20 protein-coding genes, 9 tRNA genes and 3 rRNA genes are annotated in these 22,484 nt (G+C 43.4%); 28 read left to right on the plus strand and 4 right to left on the minus strand.

The features are described 5' to 3' along the window. Window positions 1-47 precede the first annotated feature (47 nt). The 8 genes from NYE65_RS13410 (at window position 48) to rpsI (ending at window position 6,155) form a co-directional block, all read left to right on the plus strand. Entirely contained in the window at window positions 48-992 is a 945-nt protein-coding gene (locus NYE65_RS13410; RefSeq protein ID WP_034304976.1) for a DNA-directed RNA polymerase subunit alpha, read from the plus strand. A gap of 83 nt (window positions 993-1,075) precedes the next feature. Beyond that, window positions 1,076-1,438, plus strand: a complete 363-nt coding sequence (gene rplQ / locus NYE65_RS13415) for a 50S ribosomal protein L17 (RefSeq protein WP_034304973.1) — start codon at window positions 1,076-1,078, stop codon at window positions 1,436-1,438. 365 nt (window positions 1,439-1,803) lie between these two features. Further along, a complete protein-coding gene (locus NYE65_RS13420) occupies window positions 1,804-2,643 on the plus strand; it encodes an energy-coupling factor ABC transporter ATP-binding protein (protein WP_034304970.1) in 840 nt (279 codons plus the stop codon). Next, the gene (locus tag NYE65_RS13425; protein ID WP_053537046.1) at window positions 2,619-3,485 is read left to right on the plus strand and encodes an energy-coupling factor ABC transporter ATP-binding protein; all 867 of its coding nucleotides are present in this window, start codon (window positions 2,619-2,621) and stop codon (window positions 3,483-3,485) included. The genes NYE65_RS13420 and NYE65_RS13425 overlap by 25 nt, the downstream gene beginning before the upstream one ends. After that, the gene (locus NYE65_RS13430; RefSeq protein ID WP_268592673.1) at window positions 3,485-4,282 is read left to right on the plus strand and encodes an energy-coupling factor transporter transmembrane component T family protein; all 798 of its coding nucleotides are present in this window, start codon (window positions 3,485-3,487) and stop codon (window positions 4,280-4,282) included. Before NYE65_RS13425 ends, NYE65_RS13430 begins: the two co-directional genes overlap by 1 nt. Before the next feature lie 14 nt (window positions 4,283-4,296). After that, window positions 4,297-5,037 carry a tRNA pseudouridine(38-40) synthase TruA gene (gene truA / locus NYE65_RS13435; protein WP_340861042.1) on the plus strand — a complete coding sequence of 247 codons (741 nt, stop codon included), beginning with the start codon at window positions 4,297-4,299 and terminating at the stop codon, window positions 5,035-5,037. A 267-nt stretch (window positions 5,038-5,304) separates the two neighbouring features. Next, complete coding sequence (gene rplM, locus NYE65_RS13440; RefSeq protein WP_034304960.1) at window positions 5,305-5,742, plus strand: 50S ribosomal protein L13; 438 nt, start codon at window positions 5,305-5,307, stop codon at window positions 5,740-5,742. 20 nt (window positions 5,743-5,762) lie between these two features. After that, the gene (gene rpsI / locus NYE65_RS13445) at window positions 5,763-6,155 is read left to right on the plus strand and encodes a 30S ribosomal protein S9 (RefSeq protein WP_034304957.1); all 393 of its coding nucleotides are present in this window, start codon (window positions 5,763-5,765) and stop codon (window positions 6,153-6,155) included. A 63-nt stretch (window positions 6,156-6,218) separates the two neighbouring features. Here the strand turns inward: rpsI and NYE65_RS13450 are convergent, their stop codons facing one another. Continuing rightward, window positions 6,219-7,676, minus strand: coding sequence for a DHA2 family efflux MFS transporter permease subunit (locus NYE65_RS13450; RefSeq protein ID WP_340861043.1), 1,458 nt, complete (start codon window positions 7,674-7,676; stop codon window positions 6,219-6,221). A gap of 169 nt (window positions 7,677-7,845) precedes the next feature. Between NYE65_RS13450 and NYE65_RS13455 the strand changes: the two genes are divergently transcribed. The 5 genes from NYE65_RS13455 (at window position 7,846) to NYE65_RS13475 (ending at window position 12,187) form a co-directional block, all read left to right on the plus strand. Continuing rightward, on the plus strand, window positions 7,846-8,394 hold the full coding sequence (locus tag NYE65_RS13455; RefSeq protein WP_340861044.1) for a TetR/AcrR family transcriptional regulator: 549 nt from the start codon (window positions 7,846-7,848) through the stop codon (window positions 8,392-8,394). 296 nt (window positions 8,395-8,690) lie between these two features. Then, window positions 8,691-9,221, plus strand: coding sequence for an ECF transporter S component (locus NYE65_RS13460; protein WP_328178429.1), 531 nt, complete (start codon window positions 8,691-8,693; stop codon window positions 9,219-9,221). A 543-nt stretch (window positions 9,222-9,764) separates the two neighbouring features. Then, window positions 9,765-10,190 (plus strand): DUF2521 family protein, encoded by a 426-nt coding sequence (locus NYE65_RS13465; protein WP_034304952.1) that lies wholly within the window; start codon window positions 9,765-9,767, stop codon window positions 10,188-10,190. An 82-nt stretch (window positions 10,191-10,272) separates the two neighbouring features. Next, a complete protein-coding gene (cwlD, locus tag NYE65_RS13470) occupies window positions 10,273-10,989 on the plus strand; it encodes an N-acetylmuramoyl-L-alanine amidase CwlD (protein ID WP_034304950.1) in 717 nt (238 codons plus the stop codon). Window positions 10,990-11,128: 139 nt separating this feature from the next. Then, window positions 11,129-12,187, plus strand: coding sequence for an Mrp/NBP35 family ATP-binding protein (locus tag NYE65_RS13475; protein WP_328178430.1), 1,059 nt, complete (start codon window positions 11,129-11,131; stop codon window positions 12,185-12,187). A 45-nt stretch (window positions 12,188-12,232) separates the two neighbouring features. Here NYE65_RS13475 and gerD read toward each other — a convergent pair whose 3' ends face one another. Beyond that, window positions 12,233-12,793, minus strand: coding sequence for a spore germination lipoprotein GerD (gene gerD / locus NYE65_RS13480; protein ID WP_034304948.1), 561 nt, complete (start codon window positions 12,791-12,793; stop codon window positions 12,233-12,235). Between the two features lie 137 nt (window positions 12,794-12,930). Between gerD and NYE65_RS13485 the strand changes: the two genes are divergently transcribed. Then, a complete protein-coding gene (locus NYE65_RS13485; protein WP_340861045.1) occupies window positions 12,931-13,611 on the plus strand; it encodes a KinB-signaling pathway activation protein in 681 nt (226 codons plus the stop codon). A 93-nt stretch (window positions 13,612-13,704) separates the two neighbouring features. On the opposite strand, the gene pdaB is transcribed toward NYE65_RS13485, so the two are convergent. After that, window positions 13,705-14,457, minus strand: coding sequence for a polysaccharide deacetylase family sporulation protein PdaB (gene pdaB / locus NYE65_RS13490; protein ID WP_034304945.1), 753 nt, complete (start codon window positions 14,455-14,457; stop codon window positions 13,705-13,707). A 132-nt stretch (window positions 14,458-14,589) separates the two neighbouring features. Between pdaB and NYE65_RS13495 the strand changes: the two genes are divergently transcribed. From NYE65_RS13495 to rocF, 14 genes are all read left to right on the plus strand, one after another. Beyond that, window positions 14,590-14,826, plus strand: coding sequence for a hypothetical protein (locus NYE65_RS13495; RefSeq protein ID WP_048677931.1), 237 nt, complete (start codon window positions 14,590-14,592; stop codon window positions 14,824-14,826). 278 nt (window positions 14,827-15,104) lie between these two features. After that, a 16S ribosomal RNA gene (locus NYE65_RS13500) occupies window positions 15,105-16,655 on the plus strand. Window positions 16,656-16,830: 175 nt separating this feature from the next. After that, window positions 16,831-19,763: ribosomal RNA gene (locus NYE65_RS13505) — 23S ribosomal RNA — on the plus strand. 72 nt (window positions 19,764-19,835) lie between these two features. Next, window positions 19,836-19,951 (plus strand): 5S ribosomal RNA (gene rrf, locus NYE65_RS13510). The 16S, 23S and 5S rRNA genes sit together here with 9 tRNA genes alongside, the layout of an rRNA operon. Window positions 19,952-19,995: 44 nt before the next feature. Beyond that, a tRNA-Asn gene (locus tag NYE65_RS13515) sits at window positions 19,996-20,070 on the plus strand. A 3-nt stretch (window positions 20,071-20,073) separates the two neighbouring features. Continuing rightward, window positions 20,074-20,146: transfer RNA gene (locus NYE65_RS13520), tRNA-Thr, on the plus strand. Between the two features lie 32 nt (window positions 20,147-20,178). Next, a tRNA-Glu gene (locus tag NYE65_RS13525) sits at window positions 20,179-20,253 on the plus strand. A 17-nt stretch (window positions 20,254-20,270) separates the two neighbouring features. Further along, a tRNA-Val gene (locus tag NYE65_RS13530) sits at window positions 20,271-20,346 on the plus strand. A 15-nt stretch (window positions 20,347-20,361) separates the two neighbouring features. Then, window positions 20,362-20,437 (plus strand) — tRNA-Thr (locus NYE65_RS13535). An 18-nt stretch (window positions 20,438-20,455) separates the two neighbouring features. Further along, window positions 20,456-20,539 (plus strand) — tRNA-Tyr (locus tag NYE65_RS13540). A gap of 104 nt (window positions 20,540-20,643) precedes the next feature. Then, window positions 20,644-20,718, plus strand: a tRNA-Gln gene (locus NYE65_RS13545). A gap of 3 nt (window positions 20,719-20,721) precedes the next feature. After that, window positions 20,722-20,793, plus strand: a tRNA-Gly gene (locus NYE65_RS13550). 21 nt (window positions 20,794-20,814) lie between these two features. After that, window positions 20,815-20,890, plus strand: a tRNA-Ala gene (locus tag NYE65_RS13555). Window positions 20,891-21,098: 208 nt separating this feature from the next. Continuing rightward, on the plus strand, window positions 21,099-22,001 hold the full coding sequence (gene rocF / locus NYE65_RS13560; RefSeq protein ID WP_057276360.1) for an arginase: 903 nt from the start codon (window positions 21,099-21,101) through the stop codon (window positions 21,999-22,001). A 137-nt stretch (window positions 22,002-22,138) separates the two neighbouring features. Here rocF and NYE65_RS13565 read toward each other — a convergent pair whose 3' ends face one another. After that, window positions 22,139-22,324 carry an aspartyl-phosphate phosphatase Spo0E family protein gene (locus tag NYE65_RS13565; RefSeq protein ID WP_034304941.1) on the minus strand — a complete coding sequence of 62 codons (186 nt, stop codon included), beginning with the start codon at window positions 22,322-22,324 and terminating at the stop codon, window positions 22,139-22,141. Window positions 22,325-22,484 lie beyond the last annotated feature (160 nt).

A 22,484-nucleotide genomic window follows, 5' to 3' on the forward strand; every position in this document is an offset into this window, starting at 1 on the left:
CTTTGTTTACTTGCCGGGGTTTTGACGTTTTGAAGGAGGGTTTATTGATGATCGAAATAGAAAAACCAAAAATCGAAACGGTTGAAATCAACGACGATACCAAGTACGGTAAATTCGTCGTAGAGCCACTAGAGCGTGGGTATGGTACTACATTGGGTAACTCCTTACGTCGTATTCTTTTATCCTCACTCCCAGGTGCTGCTGTCACAGCTATACAAATTGATGGAGTGCTACATGAGTTCTCAACAATTGAAGGCGTCGTGGAAGATGTAACATCTATCATTCTTAATGTGAAAAAACTAGCTCTTAAGATTTACTCTGATGAAGAGAAGACGCTGGAAATTGACGTTCAGGGTGACGGAGTCATCACGGCTGCTGATATCACTCATGATAGTGATGTAGAAATTCTTAATCCGGATTTATATATTGCTACAATTGGTAAAAACGGTCATATGCGTATGCGTTTATCTGCACGTCGCGGCCGCGGCTACACTCCTGCTGTTCAAAACAAGAGAGAAGACCAGCCAATTGGTGTAATTCCAATCGATGCTCTTTACACTCCGGTTTCACGCGTATCTTTCCAAGTTGAAAATACACGTGTTGGACAGTTGTCTAACTTTGACAAGTTAACGTTTGATGTTTGGACTGATGGCAGTACTGGTCCGCAAGAAGCGGTAGCACTTGGAGCTAAGATTTTAACAGAGCATTTAAATATCTTTGTTGGTTTAACCGATGAAGCTCAAAATGCTGAAATCATGGTTGAAAAAGAAGAAGATCAAAAAGAAAAAGTTCTTGAGATGACGATCGAAGAATTAGACCTTTCTGTTCGTTCTTACAACTGCTTGAAACGTGCTGGAATCAATACCGTTCAAGAGCTAGCTCATAAAACGGAAGAAGATATGATGAAAGTACGTAATCTAGGTCGTAAATCACTTGAAGAAGTGAAAGCGAAACTAGAAGAATTAGGCTTAGGTCTTCGTAAAGACGACTGATAACATGGCGGAATCAATCCATTATGTTGTGAGCCTTGTTATTGACACACAATATAGAACTTCAACAAAGGAGGGAATCTCTAATGGGTTACAGAAAGTTAGGACGCACTAGCGCACAACGTAAAGCATTACTTCGTGATTTAGCTACGGATCTTATTATCCATGAGCGCATTGAAACTACTGAAGCACGTGCAAAAGAATTACGTTCTGTAGTAGATAAAATGATCACTCTTGGTAAACGTGGTGACTTGCATGCACGCCGTCAAGCTGCATCTTTCATCCGTAACGAAATCGCTGACGCTGAGAATGGCACAGATGCCCTTCAAAAACTATTCAGTGACGTGGCTCCACGTTATGAAGAACGTCAAGGTGGATACACTCGTATCATGAAAGTTGGTCCACGCCGCGGTGACGGTGCACCAGTCGTGGTTATTGAATTAGTTTAATAACAACGATGAAAAAGGGCGGGACAAATGAATATACTCACTTGTTCTATGCCCTTTTTCTTTTTTTAAATAGAAATTCTGTATTTTAGAAATTCGCATTGAGTGTTACGATGGCTGGCGGAACCTGTATCAGCAGGGAGCCTTCACGTCTAGCTCAAGCATCCCTTCCCGCTTTTGATAAGCGATTATAAGATAACCTGTTTTTCGTAACAGGCCCGCTGTTAGCTGCTCTTAATTTACCGAAAATTCTTTCGGTGGAAGGGGTGCAGCGTTTTTTTATATTTTCAGAAGGAAAAACTACTATATTTATATTGAGTGAGCAGAGCTTAGTTTAGGCGAGTGCAGTCGAGGATGAGGAGGGCCACATGGTGAAGAAGCTGGTTTCTTTAAATAATATTGTTTTTAAATATGAGGGTCAGTCTCGAAACGCCTTGGATGATGTTTCTTTTGATATTCATCAAGGGGAGTGGCTAGCGATTGTCGGACATAATGGTTCTGGCAAGTCGACATTAGCGAAGTTATTGAATGGCCTTCAGTTCGCTAACTCAGGTACCATTACGATTAATGATCAACTTTTGACAGAAGAATCCGTTTGGGATGTACGCCAGAAAATTGGCATGGTTTTTCAAAACCCAGATAATCAATTTGTAGGCACTACAGTTCAGGATGATGTGGCTTTTGGTTTAGAAAACGCCGGTGTTTCTCAGCAGGTTATGGTGGAGCGTGTTCATGGTGCGTTAAATAAGGTTAAGATGAATGCCTTTCTTAATCAAGAGCCGCACCATCTATCCGGCGGTCAAAAGCAAAGAGTGGCCATTGCAGGTGTAATAGCCTTGCAGCCAGACATAATCATCTTAGATGAAGCAACCTCCATGCTTGACCCAAGAGGCCGTGAAGAAGTGCTTGAAACAGTTAGGGAATTAAAACAGGAAAACGAGATCACTGTCATATCAATCACCCATGATCTTGAGGAAGCTGCGAAAGCTGATCGAATGATAGTCATGAACCAAGGTCGGTTATATCGTGAAGGTTCGCCTCAGGATATTTTTGAGTTAGAGGAAGAATTGATTGCTCTTGGTCTGGATATTCCCTTTTCAGTGAAACTAACCAAGGAGTTACAAAAAAATGGTGTTCGTGTAGTTGATGGGCATTTGACAGAGGAAGAGTTGGTGAAGGATTTATGCGAATTACACTCGATGATGTAGAATACCGCTATCAGGTGAATACTCCTTTTGAACATCTAGCCCTTCATGATGTCAATATTTCAATGGAGCCGGGAACCTATACCGCAATCATCGGGCATACAGGGTCCGGGAAATCCACTCTACTGCAGCATTTGAATGCTCTTTTAAAACCGACGAAGGGTCGGGTTTTCATTGGGGATCGGACGATTGAAGCAGGAAGAAAAGAAAAGGCTTTGCGGCCAATAAGACAAAAGGTCGGAATTGTTTTTCAGTTTCCGGAACATCAGTTATTTGATGAAACGGTTGAAAAGGATATATGTTTCGGTCCTATGAATTTTGGCGTTTCTGAAATCGATGCAAAGAAACTGGCCAGGAAAGCCATCGCGCAAGTCGGATTGAATGAGGAAGTTCTTGAAAAGTCTCCATTCGACTTATCCGGCGGACAAATGCGACGGGTGGCCATCGCTGGGGTACTTGCCATGGAACCGGAAGTATTGGTCCTTGATGAGCCCACAGCGGGACTGGATCCGCGAGGACGCAAAGAAATCATGGATATGTTTTATGATCTGCATAAAGCAAGGGGCATTTCAACGATTCTGGTGACCCATAGCATGGAGGATGCAGCCAAGTACGCGGATGACATCATCATCATGCATAAGGGTACGGTGTTCAAAAAAGGAACCCCCCAGGAAATTTTCTCAGAGCCGGAACAATTAATGGAGCTAGGCCTGGATGTTCCTGATACGGTCCGCTTTCAGCTAAAGCTCCAGAAGGAACTTGGTGTTCGATTTGATCATCCATGTCTTAATATCGGTGATTTAGCGATAGAAATAGATAAAGCCATGAAACGGGGGAACCGCTGATGCTGGATAAAATGATTATCGGGCGTTATGTCCCTGCAAATTCATTGATGCACAAGATGGACCCAAGGGCTAAACTGCTCCTCGTGTTCCTGTTTGTTTGTGTCGTCTTTTTGGCGAATAATGTCGTTTCTTACGGTTTGCTTGCTGTATTCACCATCCTTATGATCAGTCTTTCCAAAATACCGCTTCGCTATCTTTATAATGGGTTGAAGCCAATCTTTTTCTTGATCGTATTTACATTCCTTCTCCATATATTGTTTACGAAGGAAGGGGAATTGCTTTTTGAATACGGTTGGTTTGAAATCTATGAAGGCGGTTTGATTCAAGGTTTTTTCATATCCATTAGATTTACTTTACTAATCCTTGTTACGTCACTTTTAACTTTGACGACATCCCCGATATCCATTACAGACGGGATGGAAGAGCTGTTGGGACCTTTGAAAAAGTGGAAGATGCCTGTACATGAACTGGCATTGATGATGTCCATTGCCCTTCGATTCATCCCGACGCTAATGGAGGAAACGGAAAAAATCATGAAGGCCCAAACTGCAAGGGGCGTTGACTTTTCATCTGGCCCGATAAAGGACAGGGTTAAATCGATTGTACCTCTGCTGGTTCCTTTATTTGTCAGTTCGTTCAAACGGGCCGAGGAATTGGCAACTGCCATGGAATCAAGAGGATACCGTGGCGGGGAAGGCCGCACGAAATATCGCCAATTGAACTGGAAGACGAGTGATAGTCTTTTGATGGTCTCAATAGGTGTTCTAACGGTCATGTTATTTTTATTACGTTCATAATAAGGAAGAGAACTATGCCAAAATATAAATGTGTGATCGCTTATGACGGCACGGATTTTGCTGGCTATCAGGTGCAGCCTGAGAAACGCACCATACAAAGTGAATTCGAGGCAGTCTTGGCCCAAATGCATAAAGGCACAATTATAAAAGTGACTGCTTCAGGCAGGACAGACTCAGGGGTCCATGCAAAGGGGCAGGTACTTCACTTTGAGTCGCCCCTTACATTCCCTACTGAAAATTGGATAAAGGCGTTCAGCGCGCTTCTTCCGACCGATATCATCGCTCTGGAAGTCGATATCGTGCCTGACGATTTTCATGCGAGGTTCCATACTACTGGGAAAGAGTACCGTTATATCGTAGCCCGTTCGAACCTGCGGGATCCGTTTAAGCGGAATTACGCCTATCATTATCCATACCCTTTAAATGTGAAGGCGATGAGGGAAGCAATCTCCTATTTGATAGGGACACATGACTTTACAAGTTTTTGTTCGGCAAAAACGGAAGTGGTCGATAAAGTTCGAACCATAAAAGAAATGGATTTTGAAGAGAGCGATGATTACCTGGTTTTCCGCTTCGTTGGCGAAGGCTTTTTATATAATATGGTGCGTATCTTGGTTGGGACGCTCCTGGATGTCGGCAGCGGCAAGATGTCACCCCATGATATGAGAGGGATTTTGGACAAGAAGGACCGCAGCTTTGCAGGGAAAACAGCCCCTGCCCAAGGCTTGTATTTATGGAAAGTATTTTACAAATAAAAATATTTTCAAAGTGATACCAGTTTTTTTACAAATGGGTAATGGGCTGAAATCAGTAATGGAGCGGTTTGATGCGATACTGAGCTTTTCCTGGAGTTGCAGAGAGTGTTTTATAGACAACTTATCCTAGTGTAACATTCCCTTGACAATGAATCTGGGAGAAGTTAATATAATATGGTATGTATTTTAATCCCACGATAAGCCCCGGAAGTTTATTGTGATTGAAAATAAATATAAAAAATTAAAAAGTTTTTTAGGAGGTTAACCATGCGTACGACATTTATGGCGAAAGCTAATGAAGTAGAACGTAAATGGTATGTGATTGACGCTGAAGGCAAAACTTTGGGTCGCCTTTCTACTGAAGTAGCATCCATCTTACGTGGTAAACATAAACCAACTTTTACACCGAACATTGACACTGGTGATCATGTAATTCTTATCAATGTTGAAAAAATCCATTTGACTGGTAAAAAATTGACTGACAAAATTTATTACCGTCACACTATGCATCCAGGCGGTCTTAAAACTAGAACTGCTCTTGAAATGCGTACAAACTACCCTGAGAGAATGCTTGAACTTGCTATCAAAGGTATGCTTCCAAAGAATTCTCTTGGTCGTCAAATCTACAAAAAATTACACGTATACGCTGGAGCTGAGCACCCACACGCTGCTCAACAACCAGAAGTATACGAATTACGCGGATAATTACTAAGGAGGTTACTATCTTGGCACAAGTTCAATATTATGGTACTGGTCGCCGTAAGAGCTCAGTAGCTCGAGTACGTTTAGTACCAGGCGAAGGTCGCATCGTTATTAACGGTCGTGACATCAATGAATATATTCCTTTTGCAGCATTACGTGAAGTTGTTAACCAACCACTAGTTGCAACAGAAACTACTGGAAATTACGACGTTCTAGTAAACGTTAGCGGTGGTGGATATACTGGTCAAGCTGGAGCAATCCGTCACGGTATCGCTCGTGCATTGCTACAAGTTGATCCAGAATACCGTCCATCTCTTAAAACTGCTGGTTTACTAACTCGTGACCCACGTATGAAAGAACGTAAAAAATACGGTCTTAAAGGCGCACGTCGTGCACCTCAGTTCTCAAAACGTTAATTCTATTACCGTTTCGAAAGGCTCTCAACCATATTGGTTGGGGGTCTTTTTTTGACCGAAATATTAACAATCTTGGTTTTGAGATTCACCTTCACTTTTTTTGATTGTGGCTTTTTTCGGCATGAAGCATGTAATTATTAATGCCACAAAAGATAAGGCTAGCATGAAAACATAGGCATCACTTGAGCCAAGGATGGAAGCTGATGCCTCTAGTCGTATAGCTGTAATGTTTTCATTTTCCATTGATAGCTCAGAGGCATGTGATGTTGCCTGCGTTGTATATACCGTGATGATAACTGCTGTTCCGATGGCGCCTGACAATTGGCGAATGGTATTATTTACAGCTGAACCATGGGAACTCAATTCTCTTGGTAAAGCATTCAACCCTGCTGTATTTAATGGCATGGTAATGAAGCTCAAACCAATTCGTAATATTATGGTACGAATCATGATATAGATATACGTCGTTGATTCGCTTATATCTATGACTCCCCACATCGCAACAATGATGAATACCAAACCTGTAATAAAGAGTGGTTTAGGACCGTATTTATCAAACATTTTACCTGTGACAGGGGATAAGAAGGCATTAATCACAGCTCCGGGTAATAGCAGTAAACCTGCTTCAAATGCTGTAAAACCTCGTCCATTTTGCAAGAAGATTGGTAAAAGGATTAAATCCGCATACATGATCATCGTAATTAGTACATTGATGAAGGATGTAAGCGTGAAAACTTTATACTTGAATACAGTTAAATTTAATAGTGGGTCGCTCGATTTCATTTGACGTAAACAGAATAGAGTCGACACGATCATTCCGACGATTATTGCAGTGATGATAACGGGATCATCCCATCCCTTGCTTCCTGCGCTACTAAATCCAAATAATATACAGCCGAAACCAATCGTTGATAAAATGACACTTGTGGCATCCAATTTTGCTTTTGTTGTCTCTGCAACATTCATTAAATATTTGAACGCTAGAACGATGACGATTAGTAAGAATGGGATTAACCCAATGAATAGCCATCTCCATGAAACATATTCCATGATAAAACCAGATAAGGTCGGGGCTATGGCCGGGGCAAAAATTATCGCAAAGCCGATTGTCCCCATGATGCTTCCGCGCTTTTCGCTAGGATATAAATATAAAATAACCGTCATCATTAGAGGTATAATAATCCCGGCACCGATTGCTTGAATCATTCTGCCCGTTAACAGCACGCCAAAATTCCCTGCACATGCGCAAAGTACAGAACCGATGAACAAAAAGAACATCGAGCTAATAAAAAGCTGCCTTGTTGTAAACCGTTGCATTAAAAAGGCAGTGATTGGCACTAAAACACCGTTCACTAGCATAAACCCTGTAGATAACCATTGTACAGTTGCAGCCGTTACATCAAATACTTCCATTAATCCACTCAATGCAACATTTAATAAAGTCTGATTTAATGTTGATAAAAAACAGCCGGCAATCAGTACAATTAATAAAATTTTTTTATTTCTTTCAGTAATGTCCATCGTAAACCCCTTCATTTTTGACTTGCATTCTCAACACCGTGTCGATAAAATCGATGGTAACAAAAATATATGTTACTTACCATGAACAGTTTTCTTGAAAATGTTCACTAATCGACATAGAAATATATGCTGTTGAGAAAGTTAGAGAAAATCTATAAAGGAGATTAAAATGTCTATACCTAAAAAAGAAGATCCTCGTACAATTCGCTCAAGGGAAATGTTTAAAGACGCTGTCATTGCTCTCTTATGCGAGGACCCCATTATTTCGAATTTAACGGTACGGGAAATCGCAGCCAAAGCAGGGCTGAATCGGACAACATTTTACCTGCATTATCAGGATATTCAAGATTTATTAACGCAAATCACCGATGAGATTCTAAATGAGCTATCTGAGAAAATATTTGCTTTAATACATGCTAAAGACCTATCGGAAAAACAACAGCTAACACAATTGCTTGATTATTTATATATCCATCGAAATTATTTACTTATTTTATTTAAAACGAATCAGTTTGAAGAACAATTGTTTTCATTATTAAAGCAATTAGTAGAAATAAGAAGGAAGAATACCAAGAAGGATTTACCTACTGATTATGTTGATATTGACATTAAAACGGCCTCATTGGTAGGCATTATAATATGGTGGTTAAGAAAGGGGCTTCATTTTAGTTCGGATTATATTGCCAATCAAATTTATTTAATGTACAGAGTGCAATGATTCTTAATCCGTTAGAATGAATTTGAATTTCATTAAGTCCTTTTAATGACCGGGTATAATATGACCCACATCACGCTCCATGAACTCTTCTGCGTCATGATATAAATCCTTCCCAGCCTCCAGCCCACAAAACGATTTAACGCCGTGGGGAGGGTGCTTTGGATGTTGGGGATGGCAGGTACCATTTGTTTACACTTGAGTTTAGTTGTGGAATACAGAATTATTTGTAAAATCGATATTTATTAAGTCTCTGTTTAGGAGTATGATAATACTTAAAAAAAGAAAGAGGACTTCATATGAATTCAACATACTCACCGATTGAAACAACTAAAACAAAAGCCTTGGTCATCAATGCACTATTCATTGCGTTAACCCTTGTAGCGACAATGTTCATTAACATCAAGCTCCCAATAATGGGTAACGGCGGCCTGGTCCATTTGGGCAATGTTCCCCTTTTTATAGCAGCCTTGGTATATGGCAAAAAAACAGGGGCGATAGCAGGCGCCTTCGGTATGGCCTTCTTCGATCTATTCTCTGGTTGGGCAGCATGGGCACCATTTACATTCGTCATCGTCGGAGCAATGGGCTTTCTAGCCGGCCTTATATCCGAAAAGGTACCGGGCAAAAGAGAACTTGTATACACTTTGGCCGTTGCCGTTGCATTGATCATAAAAATCGTGGGCTATTATTTTACTGAAGTTATCCTTTACGGTAACTGGATCCAGCCATTCGGCTCCATCCCCGGAAACGTAATGCAGGTCGTAATAGCCGGAATAATCGTCGTGCCTCTAGCTGGCCGATTAAAGAAAAGGGCTGGAGAGATTTAAAGTGAAACGAATATAGGAAGCCATTCCAACTTTGTGTAGCACCAGCGACTGGATATTGTACTGTGCTTTATGAACCTCTGGCAGTTCATCCTGCTAAGTGGGTATGTATTTAAATAAATTCGCTATTATAAAATGTAATATCATGTTAGAAAAGGACATCCGTTTACCACGGATGTCCTTTTTATCGATAGATCACAAAGCTTGCTTGAATTTAAGTAAGAACACGACATGAATAATCAGGTGTGATCATGCACAGTGAGCTGCCCAAGTCGCAAGGTCCGCCTCGGGTAGCATCCTGAATTTACGGGTTACGGGTGATAGTATCAATTTTTTCTGCGAGTAAATATCATCCGAAATGTTTGGGCTGTCCTTTTCAGCTTCTTATGGAAGATAGCATATGAAAGGCATTTGAATTACCTGTTGAACCTATCCTCATTATTTTTTGCCAATGGAATAAATGAATGGTTCAAAATAGAACGCTAAAACTAAATTATGTCTTGGGAAATAATTTTGGGAAATGGGGAATTGCCCCGGAGGTGAATTATGGCTGTGATATTAGGTTTACAGGAGATGCAAAGGGAAAGGCAATTGAAGTTCGAACGCAGGTTGCTCAGGGAACTTTCTATCGAGGATATGAAGGGGAGGATTCAGCGTTACTTCGGTCAGGATTTGATGGATGTTTTGGAGGAAGGCTACTTCGATGTTGCCATCGAAGCTTATTTATTAGGAGCGAACTATAGTAAGTTTGGCTATTATGGGGAGTCGGAAGATGATGTCAGGTCCAGGTGCTGGAAGGAAGAGAAGTTTTTGGTCGATACTCTTTTTAACTTCATTTTGTATTGGCGGGAAGTTACAGCGAATAACGCTTTCGATGAAGGATTGTTTTATTGTTGTGAAGGATTTGTAGGCGATTGGTGGCTGGACGGTTTTAAGACTGGAGAGAAACGATATAAAATGAAACTGCATTAAGAAGGCAAAATCCCATTCCTTGTTCTAATTCCATGGTTTGTCCCATACTTTTTAGTAGAGAGATCATGGAAGGGGAACGGTCATGCGCAGAAAGCTGAAATATACAGGAATCGCAATGGGGTTGTTTGTCCTTTTTTTAATTGTGACTTTTAAATTCGTAGAAGATGATTCTTGGGACTCCTGGAACCTTCCGTTGGCAGGGAAGGTCATCATTCTTGATGCAGGTCACGGGGGAATGGACGGCGGGGCAAATGTACAAGAGATAATGGAAAAGGAAATTGCCCTTTCCGTTTCATTAAAGGTCAGGGACTATTTGCAGGAACAAGGTGCACTTGTCATCATGACCCGTGAGAAGGATGAGGATCTTGCACAGGGTAATACAAAGGGGATCCGGCAGCGAAAACAGGAGGACTTACGGAATCGGGTTAAAATGATCAATGATTCGGAAGCGGACTTATTCTTAAGCATTCATCTGAACTCTTTTCCATCGGCGTCATCGAAAGGTGCCCAAACCTTTTATACAAGCAGGTTTGAGGAGAATGAACAGGTGGCTAAATTCATTCAGACTGAAATCATCAGAAACCTGGAAAATACAAAGCGTGATGCAAGAACGATCAATCATGTGTATTTGATGAATTATGCTAAGAAACCAGGAGCGCTTGTGGAAATTGGCTTTCTTTCCAATTCTGAGGAAAGGGAACGCCTTATCAGCGATAAATACCAGGAAAAGATTGCCAGTTCAATTTATATGGGGATTTTACGGTACTTCACAGAAGAAAAACTATCGGATGACGAGTGATGTCGGGGTCTTGTAAGGTACAAGGCCTTTTTATCATGGGGAAATAATCTGGCCCAGCATACAAGGCAGATAATAAGTTTTCTTTCGGTAATATGTTATACTGAAAAATGGGAAAATAAAATTCAAAGGGGTGCTCGACTTGTTAACAGAAGAGAAAGTACTGAATTTATTAAAGGATCTTAAAGACCCTTTTCTACATAAAAACCTTGAAGAGACAAATGGAATTATAGAAATCAAAATAAAACCTGAAAAGAATCATGTAAGCGTTAAACTTGCGATTGCGAAAACGGGGACTGCCGAGCAAATGCAAATGCAATCCGAAGTTGTGGACTTGCTGAAAACGAACGGAGCGGAATCGGTAGGCATCCGTTTCACGGAACTTTCAGAAGAGGAATTAGCCAAGCATCGTGAAAGCATTCCCCAGGGTGAGACGGACCAAGGTTTGCTTGGACCTAACAGTAAGACTCAATTCATCGCGATCGCCAGTGGTAAAGGCGGAGTGGGAAAATCTACGATCTCAGTGAATTTTGCCACTTCACTTGCTCGTCTAGGCAAAAAGGTCGGACTGGTTGATGCCGATATTTACGGATTCAGCGTACCTGATATGATGGGGATAACAAAACGACCGGTTGTTCGCGGGGAAAAAATCATTCCTGTAGAACGGTTTGGCGTTCAAGTTATCTCAATGGGCTTTTTTGTAGAGGATAACGCGCCGATCATCTGGAGAGGGCCAATGCTGGGTAAAATGCTTAACAGTTTCTTTAATGAAGTGGAATGGGGAGATTTGGACTATTTGGTCCTTGACTTACCGCCGGGTACAGGCGATGTTGCATTGGACGTGCATACGATGCTCCCTTCATGTAAAGAAATCATTGTTACGACACCGCATCCGACTGCAGCCTTCGTTGCTGCAAGAGCTGGTGCCATGGCCATCAAGACAGAACACGAAGTCATTGGTGTCATAGAGAATATGTCATTTTTCGAAAGTAAAACGACCGGTGAAAAGGAATATGTATTCGGAAAAGGCGGCGGAAAGAAGCTTGCAGAAGAGCTTCGTACAGAAGTTTTAGGTCAACTTCCCCTGCAACAGCCAGATTGGAACGAAGAGGACTTTGCTCCATCCATTTACGCAGCGGACCATAGGCTTGGCAGGATTTACGAAGATATTGCTAAAAAGGTCATTGAAAAACTGCAATAAAAAGAAGGCTGATTCCGATTGGGAATCAGCCTTTTTTCATTCTTTTTACTTTTTCTCCTTCTCGGCCGCCTTTGTGGCTGCTTTATCCAATTTCTCTTGCATTTTCGCTTGGACGAGAGGGCTTTCCATGGTCTCGATGATCAGCTCTTTATAGACCGATCGCATTTCCTTGGTTTTTAATAATTTATTCATTTCTTTTTCCATATCCGGTTCTTTCATTATTTCCATGAGCATTCCACGATACTGAGGATCAGCAGTTAAGTCCTTCAATACCTTTTTATGTTCGTCTTCTAATGCTTTAGCATAAGCGGAAGCAAATTCAGGATCATTGAATGTCTTTTTCCAAAATTCCTTCCCTTTATCTGAAGTGACCATATCTTCAATGGATTTCTTAATGGCATCCGAATCCATAATGAGTTCAGCTTTCGTTTTATCATCAGTAATGATATCCTGGATGGCCTTTTTTCCATCATCTGTCTTCAAGATATCAACGACCATTTTCTTTGTCTCTTCGTACTCCATTTTTTCTCCGCCTGCCCCATTTTGAGCACAACCGGAACAAACGAGTAAGAATGACGTGAAAAGCAAAGCAACTCCCACTCTCATACGCAGGGCCCCTTTCATCCTTCTTACTGTTAATATGGTTCCAATCGGCGATATTATTCCTTGGTGGAATAAGTGGATTTTTCCAAATTTGGTTGGTACAATTAAGGATATGAAATAGAAATGTATGGAGGAAAACAATGAACAGCCGTAATTTAGTTAAATTGTTTTTAACAACATTGCTTATAGGTGGCTTAACTGGCGGAGTTGTAGGGTTCTTGGCTCGATGGAGTGAGTTTAAGCCTTATTTTTCTTCTTTTGAAGTCAGTGCCATCCTATCAACTTTTATTTGGTTATTCGGTGTTGGATTAATTTTCAGTGTCATAAGCCAAGCCGGCTTTTTTGCCTATTTAACAATACATCGTTTTGGTCTGGGGATATTTAAAAGCGCTTCCTTATGGAATGCCGTTCAACTTGTACTCATTCTTTTTGTTGTATTCGATCTTGTTTACCTGCGATATCTTAGCTTTGGTTCAGGCGAGGGAATCAGTTCGTATATCGTGTTAGCATTGGTTGTATTGGCCGCAGGGCTTATTACAGCTTATTTCAAAATGAAACAAACGAATAAACAGTCTTTCATACCGGCCTTGTTTTTCATGGTCGTGGTCACGGTATTGGAGTGGGTACCTGTCCTGAAAACCAATGATGAAGGCTGGCTTTACTTCATGCTGTTTCCATTGCTAGTCTGCAATGCTTATCAATTATTGGTCCTTGGCAAATTGATTGAAATTTCACAAAAGGAATTGGCCGATAGAAGAGAGCGTAAGCAAACTCCAGCAAAGGGAAAGATGAAAGCCGGTCAATTAGGTAAAGGCAGCTAACCAATATGTTGGCCGGACCTTACATAAAGAAGTCAAAACAGAAAAACTGCGTACTAAAGGTTCAGGAAGACCATTAGTACGCAGTTTTTTAAGTTAGCGGACTTCCTCACTGCTTGCCGAGGAATTGGAAATCATCTCTGAAACGTTAACGAAGTTTAAATTTTTTGATCGAAGTTCACTTAATAACTCCGGTAATGCTTTATTCGTTTGTTTTGCTGAGTCTGAAGCATGTAATAAAATGATATCACCTTTTTGGGCCTTGGTGATGTTCTGTATGATCCGATCCACACCTGGATTGGTCCAATCCTTCGAATCGATGCTCCAATGGACAACGGTATATCCGAATTTCTCACTGATCTTCAAGAGTCGTTTATCAAAGTGGCCGGTGGGAGCGCGTAAAAGTTCTATATTCTTTACATTAAGTTTTTTAAATGCTTCCTGGGCTTTAGAAATATCCCGGATGATTTCTTGATCTTCCATTTCGGTATAATCCTTATAATCGTAACCAAGCATGCCGATTTCATATCCTTCTTTCACAATTTCAGCTACTATGTCAGGGTGGCGTTCTGCCCAGGATCCCGAAAGGAAAAAAGTGGCCGATTTAATCTTTTCTCTTTTTAATGTCTCTATTATCGGAGCGGCTTTCTCATCACCCCAGCCAATATTGAACGTGATCGCAACATTCTTTTCCCCTTTATAAACCGCTTTCGGCCCATCTTCCGTTGAAAAAACGGGGGCATGAAGAATGTTTTGTACAAAAAGAAACCAAGCGGTAAAAAGTGCGGTAAGCAAAATTAACGAATAATACTTGATGTTCTTGGCTTGAAGCACCATGAAAAATTTCATTAATCCATCCCCTTGTCCAAAGTACTCTTGTCTTCAAATTTATGCGCGAGGATTATTGTTATGCAAAAAAACGGGTTGAAAATTCATAAAATTGATGGGAATGGGGAAAGATGTCTGATGGAGGTGTGAACCATGCTCGGTTTATTGATCAATGACAAAGAAAAAATGGAATTGGAGTACCTTTTAAAAAGAGAGATGGATGAAATACTATTCGATTTGCAGGATGACAGAATCGACCACATAGTCAAAAGGGCAATAAACGAGAAATATAACATCCTTTTCAGGCTGTTTAAAAGGGTGAGCACCGAGGAGGAAATCCTAATGTATATGAAGGGGAAATCGAATTTATCCAAGTGGAATCAGTCATGAAATTTAAAAATGAATTAAATTCAAAAAACCTATTGACTATTGATTTATACGCTGGTATATTATAAAAGTTGCTGCAACGTCAAAGCATTTGAAAAAGAATGATAAAAACTTTTTTAAAAAAAGTTATTGACGAAGTGGTAATAAGATGTTAAGATATTAAAGTCGCTAAGAGAGACGGCGAACAAATTGCTCTTTGAAAACTGAACAAAACAAAGCGCCAACGTTAAATTTTAAGTGAGCACACACTATCAAAAAAGCAAATGAGCAAGTCAAACATTTCTTCGGAGAGTTTGATCCTGGCTCAGGACGAACGCTGGCGGCGTGCCTAATACATGCAAGTCGAGCGAATCGACGGGAGCTTGCTCCCTGAGATTAGCGGCGGACGGGTGAGTAACACGTGGGCAACCTGCCTATAAGACTGGGATAACTTCGGGAAACCGGAGCTAATACCGGATACGTTCTTTTCTCGCATGAGAGAAGATGGAAAGACGGTTTACGCTGTCACTTATAGATGGGCCCGCGGCGCATTAGCTAGTTGGTGAGGTAATGGCTCACCAAGGCGACGATGCGTAGCCGACCTGAGAGGGTGATCGGCCACACTGGGACTGAGACACGGCCCAGACTCCTACGGGAGGCAGCAGTAGGGAATCTTCCGCAATGGACGAAAGTCTGACGGAGCAACGCCGCGTGAACGAAGAAGGCCTTCGGGTCGTAAAGTTCTGTTGTTAGGGAAGAACAAGTACCAGAGTAACTGCTGGTACCTTGACGGTACCTAACCAGAAAGCCACGGCTAACTACGTGCCAGCAGCCGCGGTAATACGTAGGTGGCAAGCGTTGTCCGGAATTATTGGGCGTAAAGCGCGCGCAGGTGGTTCCTTAAGTCTGATGTGAAAGCCCACGGCTCAACCGTGGAGGGTCATTGGAAACTGGGGAACTTGAGTGCAGAAGAGGAAAGTGGAATTCCAAGTGTAGCGGTGAAATGCGTAGAGATTTGGAGGAACACCAGTGGCGAAGGCGACTTTCTGGTCTGTAACTGACACTGAGGCGCGAAAGCGTGGGGAGCAAACAGGATTAGATACCCTGGTAGTCCACGCCGTAAACGATGAGTGCTAAGTGTTAGAGGGTTTCCGCCCTTTAGTGCTGCAGCTAACGCATTAAGCACTCCGCCTGGGGAGTACGGCCGCAAGGCTGAAACTCAAAGGAATTGACGGGGGCCCGCACAAGCGGTGGAGCATGTGGTTTAATTCGAAGCAACGCGAAGAACCTTACCAGGTCTTGACATCCTCTGACAACCCTAGAGATAGGGCTTTCCCCTTCGGGGGACAGAGTGACAGGTGGTGCATGGTTGTCGTCAGCTCGTGTCGTGAGATGTTGGGTTAAGTCCCGCAACGAGCGCAACCCTTGATCTTAGTTGCCAGCATTCAGTTGGGCACTCTAAGGTGACTGCCGGTGACAAACCGGAGGAAGGTGGGGATGACGTCAAATCATCATGCCCCTTATGACCTGGGCTACACACGTGCTACAATGGATGGTACAAAGGGCTGCAAACCTGCGAAGGTAAGCGAATCCCATAAAGCCATTCTCAGTTCGGATTGCAGGCTGCAACTCGCCTGCATGAAGCCGGAATCGCTAGTAATCGCGGATCAGCATGCCGCGGTGAATACGTTCCCGGGCCTTGTACACACCGCCCGTCACACCACGAGAGTTTGTAACACCCGAAGTCGGTGAGGTAACCTTCATGGAGCCAGCCGCCTAAGGTGGGACAGATGATTGGGGTGAAGTCGTAACAAGGTAGCCGTATCGGAAGGTGCGGCTGGATCACCTCCTTTCTAAGGATAATTACGAGAGCGCTTTTGTTTTGTTCAGTTTTGAATGAGTAATTCATTCAAATAGGAAGACGAACATCACGATGTGATGGATTCTTTCTGCTTTGTTCCTTGAAAACTAGATAATAGATAGAAGGCAATTAATTTTTTTCAAAGCATCTGTAAGATCTTTTTTAACGGTTAAGTTAGAAAGGGCGCACGGTGGATGCCTTGGCACTAGGAGCCGATGAAGGACGGGACTAACACCGATATGCTTCGGGGAGCTGTAAGTAAGCTTTGATCCGGAGATTTCCGAATGGGGAAACCCACTGTTCGTAATGGAACAGTATCTTTACCTGAATACATAGGGTACTGAAGGCAGACCCGGGGAACTGAAACATCTAAGTACCCGGAGGAAGAGAAAGCAAACGCGATTTCCTGAGTAGCGGCGAGCGAAACGGAATTAGCCCAAACCAAGAGGCTTGCCTCTTGGGGTTGTAGGACACTCAACATGGAGTTACAAAGGAACGGGGTAAATGAAGCGACCTGGAAAGGTCCGTCGAAGAAGGTAAAAACCCTGTAGTTGAAACTTCGTTCCCTCCTGAGTGGATCCTGAGTACGGCGGGACACGAGAAATCCCGTCGGAAGCAGGGAGGACCATCTCCCAAGGCTAAATACTCCCTAGTGACCGATAGTGAACCAGTACCGTGAGGGAAAGGTGAAAAGCACCCCGGAAGGGGAGTGAAATAGATCCTGAAACCGTGTGCCTACAAGTAGTCAAAGCCCGTTAATGGGTAATGGCGTGCCTTTTGTAGAATGAACCGGCGAGTTACGATTTCATGCGAGGTTAAGTTGATGAGACGGAGCCGCAGCGAAAGCGAGTCTGAATAGGGCGAATGAGTATGAGGTCGTAGACCCGAAACCAGGTGATCTACCCATGTCCAGGGTGAAGTTCAGGTAACACTGAATGGAGGCCCGAACCCACGCACGTTGAAAAGTGCGGGGATGAGGTGTGGGTAGCGGAGAAATTCCAATCGAACCTGGAGATAGCTGGTTCTCTCCGAAATAGCTTTAGGGCTAGCCTCAAGATGAGAGTATTGGAGGTAGAGCACTGATTGGACTAGGGGCCCCCAACGGGTTACCGAATTCAGTCAAACTCCGAATGCCAAATACTTATTCTTGGGAGTCAGACTGCGAGTGATAAGATCCGTAGTCGAAAGGGAAACAGCCCAGACCACCAGCTAAGGTCCCAAAGTATACGTTAAGTGGAAAAGGATGTGGAGTTGCTTAGACAACCAGGATGTTGGCTTAGAAGCAGCCACCATTTAAAGAGTGCGTAATAGCTCACTGGTCGAGTGACTCCGCGCCGAAAATGTACCGGGGCTAAACGTATCACCGAAGCTGTGGATTGACACCGTATGGTGTCGATGGTAGGAGAGCGTTCTAAGGGCGTTGAAGTCAGACCGGAAGGACTGGTGGAGCGCTTAGAAGTGAGAATGCCGGTATGAGTAGCGAAAGAAGGGTGAGAATCCCTTCCACCGAATGCCTAAGGTTTCCTGAGGAAGGCTCGTCCGCTCAGGGTTAGTCGGGACCTAAGCCGAGGCCGAAAGGCGTAGGCGATGGACAACAGGTTGATATTCCTGTACCACCTATACATCGTTTGAACGATGGGGGGACGCAGAAGGATAGGGTAAGCGCGCTGTTGGATATGCGCGTCCAAGCAGTTAGGCCGGAAACGAGGCAAATCCCGTTTCCATTAAGGCGGAGCTGTGATGGCGAGGGAAATATAGTACCGAAGTTCCTGATTCCACGCTGCCAAGAAAAGCCTCTAGTGAGATGTAAGGTGCCCGTACCGCAAACCGACACAGGTAGGCGAGGAGAGAATCCTAAGGTGTGCGAGAGAACTCTCGTTAAGGAACTCGGCAAAATGACCCCGTAACTTCGGGAGAAGGGGTGCTTTTTAGGGTGAATAGCCCAGAAAAGCCGCAGTGAATAGGCCCAGGCGACTGTTTAGCAAAAACACAGGTCTCTGCGAAGCCGCAAGGCGAAGTATAGGGGCTGACACCTGCCCGGTGCTGGAAGGTTAAGGGGAGAGGTTAGCGCAAGCGAAGCTTTGAACCGAAGCCCCAGTAAACGGCGGCCGTAACTATAACGGTCCTAAGGTAGCGAAATTCCTTGTCGGGTAAGTTCCGACCCGCACGAAAGGTGTAACGATCTGGGCACTGTCTCAACGAGAGACTCGGTGAAATTATAGTACCTGTGAAGATGCAGGTTACCCGCGACAGGACGGAAAGACCCCGTGGAGCTTTACTGCAGCCTGATATTGAATTTTGGTACAGCTTGTACAGGATAGGTAGGAGCCTGAGAAGCCGGAGCGCCAGCTTCGGTGGAGGCGTTGGTGGGATACTACCCTGGCTGTATTGAAATTCTAACCCGCGCCCCTTATCGGGGTGGGAGACAGTGTCAGGTGGGCAGTTTGACTGGGGCGGTCGCCTCCTAAAGAGTAACGGAGGCGCCCAAAGGTTCCCTCAGAATGGTTGGAAATCATTCGTAGAGTGTAAAGGCACAAGGGAGCTTGACTGCGAGACCTACAAGTCGAGCAGGGACGAAAGTCGGGCTTAGTGATCCGGTGGTTCCGCATGGAAGGGCCATCGCTCAACGGATAAAAGCTACCCCGGGGATAACAGGCTTATCTCCCCCAAGAGTCCACATCGACGGGGAGGTTTGGCACCTCGATGTCGGCTCATCGCATCCTGGGGCTGTAGTCGGTCCCAAGGGTTGGGCTGTTCGCCCATTAAAGCGGTACGCGAGCTGGGTTCAGAACGTCGTGAGACAGTTCGGTCCCTATCCGTCGCGGGCGCAGGAAATTTGAGAGGAGCTGTCCTTAGTACGAGAGGACCGGGATGGACGCACCGCTGGTGTACCAGTTGTCTTGCCAAAGGCATAGCTGGGTAGCTACGTGCGGACGGGATAAGTGCTGAAAGCATCTAAGCATGAAGCCCCCCTCAAGATGAGATTTCCCATGGCGCAAGCTAGTAAGATCCCTGAAAGATGATCAGGTTGATAGGTCAGAGGTGGAAGCATGGTGACATGTGGAGCTGACTGATACTAATAGATCGAGGACTTAACCAACGCTTTTAAAAAAATGAAATACCTTCTTATTATCTAGTTTTGAAGGAATGAATTCTTCAAAAATGAATATAGTCTGGCAATGATGGCGAAGAGGTCACACCCGTTCCCATTCCGAACACGGAAGTTAAGTTCTTCAGCGCCGATGGTAGTTGGGGGTTTCCCCCTGTGAGAGTAGGACGTTGCCAGGCTGTTCATTTAAATCTTTAATGGGTTTTAGGAAACATTATATTATTCCGCAGTAGCTCAGTGGTAGAGCATTCGGCTGTTAACCGAACGGTCGTAGGTTCGAGTCCTACCTGCGGAGCCATATGCTTCCATAGCTCAGTAGGTAGAGCACTTCCATGGTAAGGAAGAGGTCAGCGGTTCGAATCCGCTTGGGAGCTTCCCAATCTATCTATGAACCAAAAAACAGTTCGGCCCGTTGGTCAAGCGGTTAAGACACCGCCCTTTCACGGCGGTAACACGGGTTCGAATCCCGTACGGGTCACCATTTTAAATCATTAATCCGGAGGATTAGCTCAGCTGGGAGAGCATCTGCCTTACAAGCAGAGGGTCGGCGGTTCGATCCCGTCATCCTCCACCATTTTATTCTTTACTTGCCGGTGTAGCTCAACTGGTAGAGCAACTGACTTGTAATCAGTAGGTTGGGGGTTCAAGTCCTCTTGCCGGCACCATTTACAACCATATATTGCGGAGGGGTAGCGAAGTGGCTAAACGCGGCGGACTGTAAATCCGCTCCTTCGGGTTCGGCAGTTCGAATCTGCCCCCCTCCACCATTTTAATAAAATCCTGTGGATCAGTTATATATTCTCTGTATTGGGGAAATATATGATTACCACCTTTTTATTTTGTTGTACATTAATCATTGCATATTATATATTGGGCTATAGCCAAGCGGTAAGGCAACGGATTTTGATTCCGTCATGCGAAGGTTCGATCCCTTCTAGCCCAGCCATTTGCGGAAGTAGTTCAGTGGTAGAATACAACCTTGCCAAGGTTGGGGTCGCGGGTTCGAATCCCGTCTTCCGCTTAATATATTTTAAATTCCTTAGGGGCCTTAGCTCAGCTGGGAGAGCGCCTGCCTTGCACGCAGGAGGTCAGCGGTTCGATCCCGCTAGGCTCCACCATCAACTACATACACCAAAACTTACGTCTTAAGCCAAAAATGGTTTAAGGCTTTTTTTTGTTTAAGGCATAGTTGGGTAAACTAATCCCCAGAAAGATATTTTTTCACAAAAAACATATGTTATCGGAAAACGTGCATCTTTATACATGGAAATGTCGAGTTGAACCAATTGGCATATACGATATAAAATGGTGGAAAGGGGGAATTGTATGTCTATTCAGAAAATTTCCGTCATCGGATTGCCCATGGACCTTGGTCAAGCAAGGCGAGGGGTGGATATGGGACCTAGTGCCATCCGCTGCGCAGAGATTGTCGAGCGTCTTGAAAAGTTGAATATAGAAGTAGAGGATTTAGGGGATATAATTGTAGGGCGTCCTGAAAATGCAGATGAGCCCGGGACAAATTTAAAAAACTTACAGCTTGTAGCAAAAGGTAACACCCAGTTAGCTACAAGAGTTGATGAAATAATAGAAGAAGGTTCCTTTCCGCTTGTATTGGGAGGAGACCATTCAATAGCGATAGGCACACTGGCAGGAGTCGCAAAGCACTATGAGAATCTAGGTGTGATTTGGTACGATGCACATGGCGATTTAAATACGGAAGATACTTCACCATCAGGAAATATACACGGGATGCCCTTGGCTGTCAGTATTGGGATTGGCCATCCGGACCTGATCAATATACATGGTTTTGCTCCAAAAGTGAAACCGGAAAACATCGTAATCATTGGAGCGAGGTCATTGGATGAAGGGGAAAAGGAACTTATCCGTGAGAAAGGGATTAAAGTATTCACGATGCATGAGATCGACCGGTTGGGAATGACACGGGTCATGGAAGAATGCATTGATTATTTAAGGGAAAGAACGGATGGCGTCCACCTTTCACTGGATTTGGATGGAGTGGACCCAGCAGATGCACCCGGAGTCGGGACCCCGGTGATTGGTGGTATAAGTTATCGGGAAAGTCATTTGGCCATGGAAATGCTTGCGGAATCCAACTTGATTACATCCGCTGAATTCGTTGAAGTGAATCCCATTTTAGATGAGCGAAATAAAACGGCAATCGTTGCCGTGGCCTTAATGGGTTCGCTATTTGGAGAAAAATTATTATAACTAATAATTAAAAGAAACAGTAACCGGCTTGTAATGGGTTACTGTTTTTTATATGCTAGAAGACGTAGGTTTATTTACCAGGGTGTATGTAACAGAAACATATCTATAGATAAATGGTAGCAATCTTCTATCCATATTCACTTGAGAGCACGTCTGTCCATGAGATCTCCGTTTTTAGTTAAATGGATGTATTGAATGATTAAAGAATCCAGTTTGCTGCTAACTTCAATAACTTCATTATCCACCATGGAAGAACGGGAAGCCAAAAACATCATTTTCTGTCTGCATTGTTCAATATGGTCTAAAATTTGTTCAGTACTCATATAGAGAATCACTCCTTTGGATTTTACAATTTCTTACTATATAGCCCTGTTTTTTTTTTCTTAAACATAAAATGTAAAACTTTGTTAAAATTAATGTATTAAATTTTTGAAACCTTTCAGCTTACGATTCGTAGTAATCGTATAGCCGCATGAGCGGGGG

This window comes from Peribacillus sp. FSL R5-0717, from assembly GCF_038002945.1.
Taxonomy (GTDB): Bacteria; Bacillota; Bacilli; order Bacillales; family DSM-1321; genus Peribacillus; species Peribacillus frigoritolerans.

Bases quoted from the DNA above. Each gene is read 5' to 3' on its own strand.
- NYE65_RS13410 (WP_034304976.1), top strand. From the start codon at position 48: ATGATCGAAATAGAAAAACCAAAAATCGAAACGGTTGAAATCAACGAC.
- rplQ (WP_034304973.1), top strand. From the start codon at position 1,076: ATGGGTTACAGAAAGTTAGGACGCACTAGCGCACAACGTAAAGCATTA.
- NYE65_RS13420 (WP_034304970.1), top strand. From the start codon at position 1,804: ATGGTGAAGAAGCTGGTTTCTTTAAATAATATTGTTTTTAAATATGAG.
- NYE65_RS13425 (WP_053537046.1), top strand. From the start codon at position 2,619: ATGCGAATTACACTCGATGATGTAGAATACCGCTATCAGGTGAATACT.
- NYE65_RS13430 (WP_268592673.1), top strand. From the start codon at position 3,485: ATGCTGGATAAAATGATTATCGGGCGTTATGTCCCTGCAAATTCATTG.
- truA (WP_340861042.1), top strand. From the start codon at position 4,297: ATGCCAAAATATAAATGTGTGATCGCTTATGACGGCACGGATTTTGCT.
- rplM (WP_034304960.1), top strand. From the start codon at position 5,305: ATGCGTACGACATTTATGGCGAAAGCTAATGAAGTAGAACGTAAATGG.
- NYE65_RS13450 (WP_340861043.1), bottom strand. From the start codon at position 7,676: ATGGACATTACTGAAAGAAATAAAAAAATTTTATTAATTGTACTGATT.
- NYE65_RS13455 (WP_340861044.1), top strand. From the start codon at position 7,846: ATGTCTATACCTAAAAAAGAAGATCCTCGTACAATTCGCTCAAGGGAA.
- NYE65_RS13460 (WP_328178429.1), top strand. From the start codon at position 8,691: ATGAATTCAACATACTCACCGATTGAAACAACTAAAACAAAAGCCTTG.
- NYE65_RS13465 (WP_034304952.1), top strand. From the start codon at position 9,765: ATGGCTGTGATATTAGGTTTACAGGAGATGCAAAGGGAAAGGCAATTG.
- cwlD (WP_034304950.1), top strand. From the start codon at position 10,273: ATGCGCAGAAAGCTGAAATATACAGGAATCGCAATGGGGTTGTTTGTC.
- gerD (WP_034304948.1), bottom strand. From the start codon at position 12,793: ATGAGAGTGGGAGTTGCTTTGCTTTTCACGTCATTCTTACTCGTTTGT.
- NYE65_RS13485 (WP_340861045.1), top strand. From the start codon at position 12,931: ATGAACAGCCGTAATTTAGTTAAATTGTTTTTAACAACATTGCTTATA.
- pdaB (WP_034304945.1), bottom strand. From the start codon at position 14,457: ATGAAATTTTTCATGGTGCTTCAAGCCAAGAACATCAAGTATTATTCG.
- NYE65_RS13495 (WP_048677931.1), top strand. From the start codon at position 14,590: ATGCTCGGTTTATTGATCAATGACAAAGAAAAAATGGAATTGGAGTAC.
- rocF (WP_057276360.1), top strand. From the start codon at position 21,099: ATGTCTATTCAGAAAATTTCCGTCATCGGATTGCCCATGGACCTTGGT.
- NYE65_RS13565 (WP_034304941.1), bottom strand. From the start codon at position 22,324: ATGAGTACTGAACAAATTTTAGACCATATTGAACAATGCAGACAGAAA.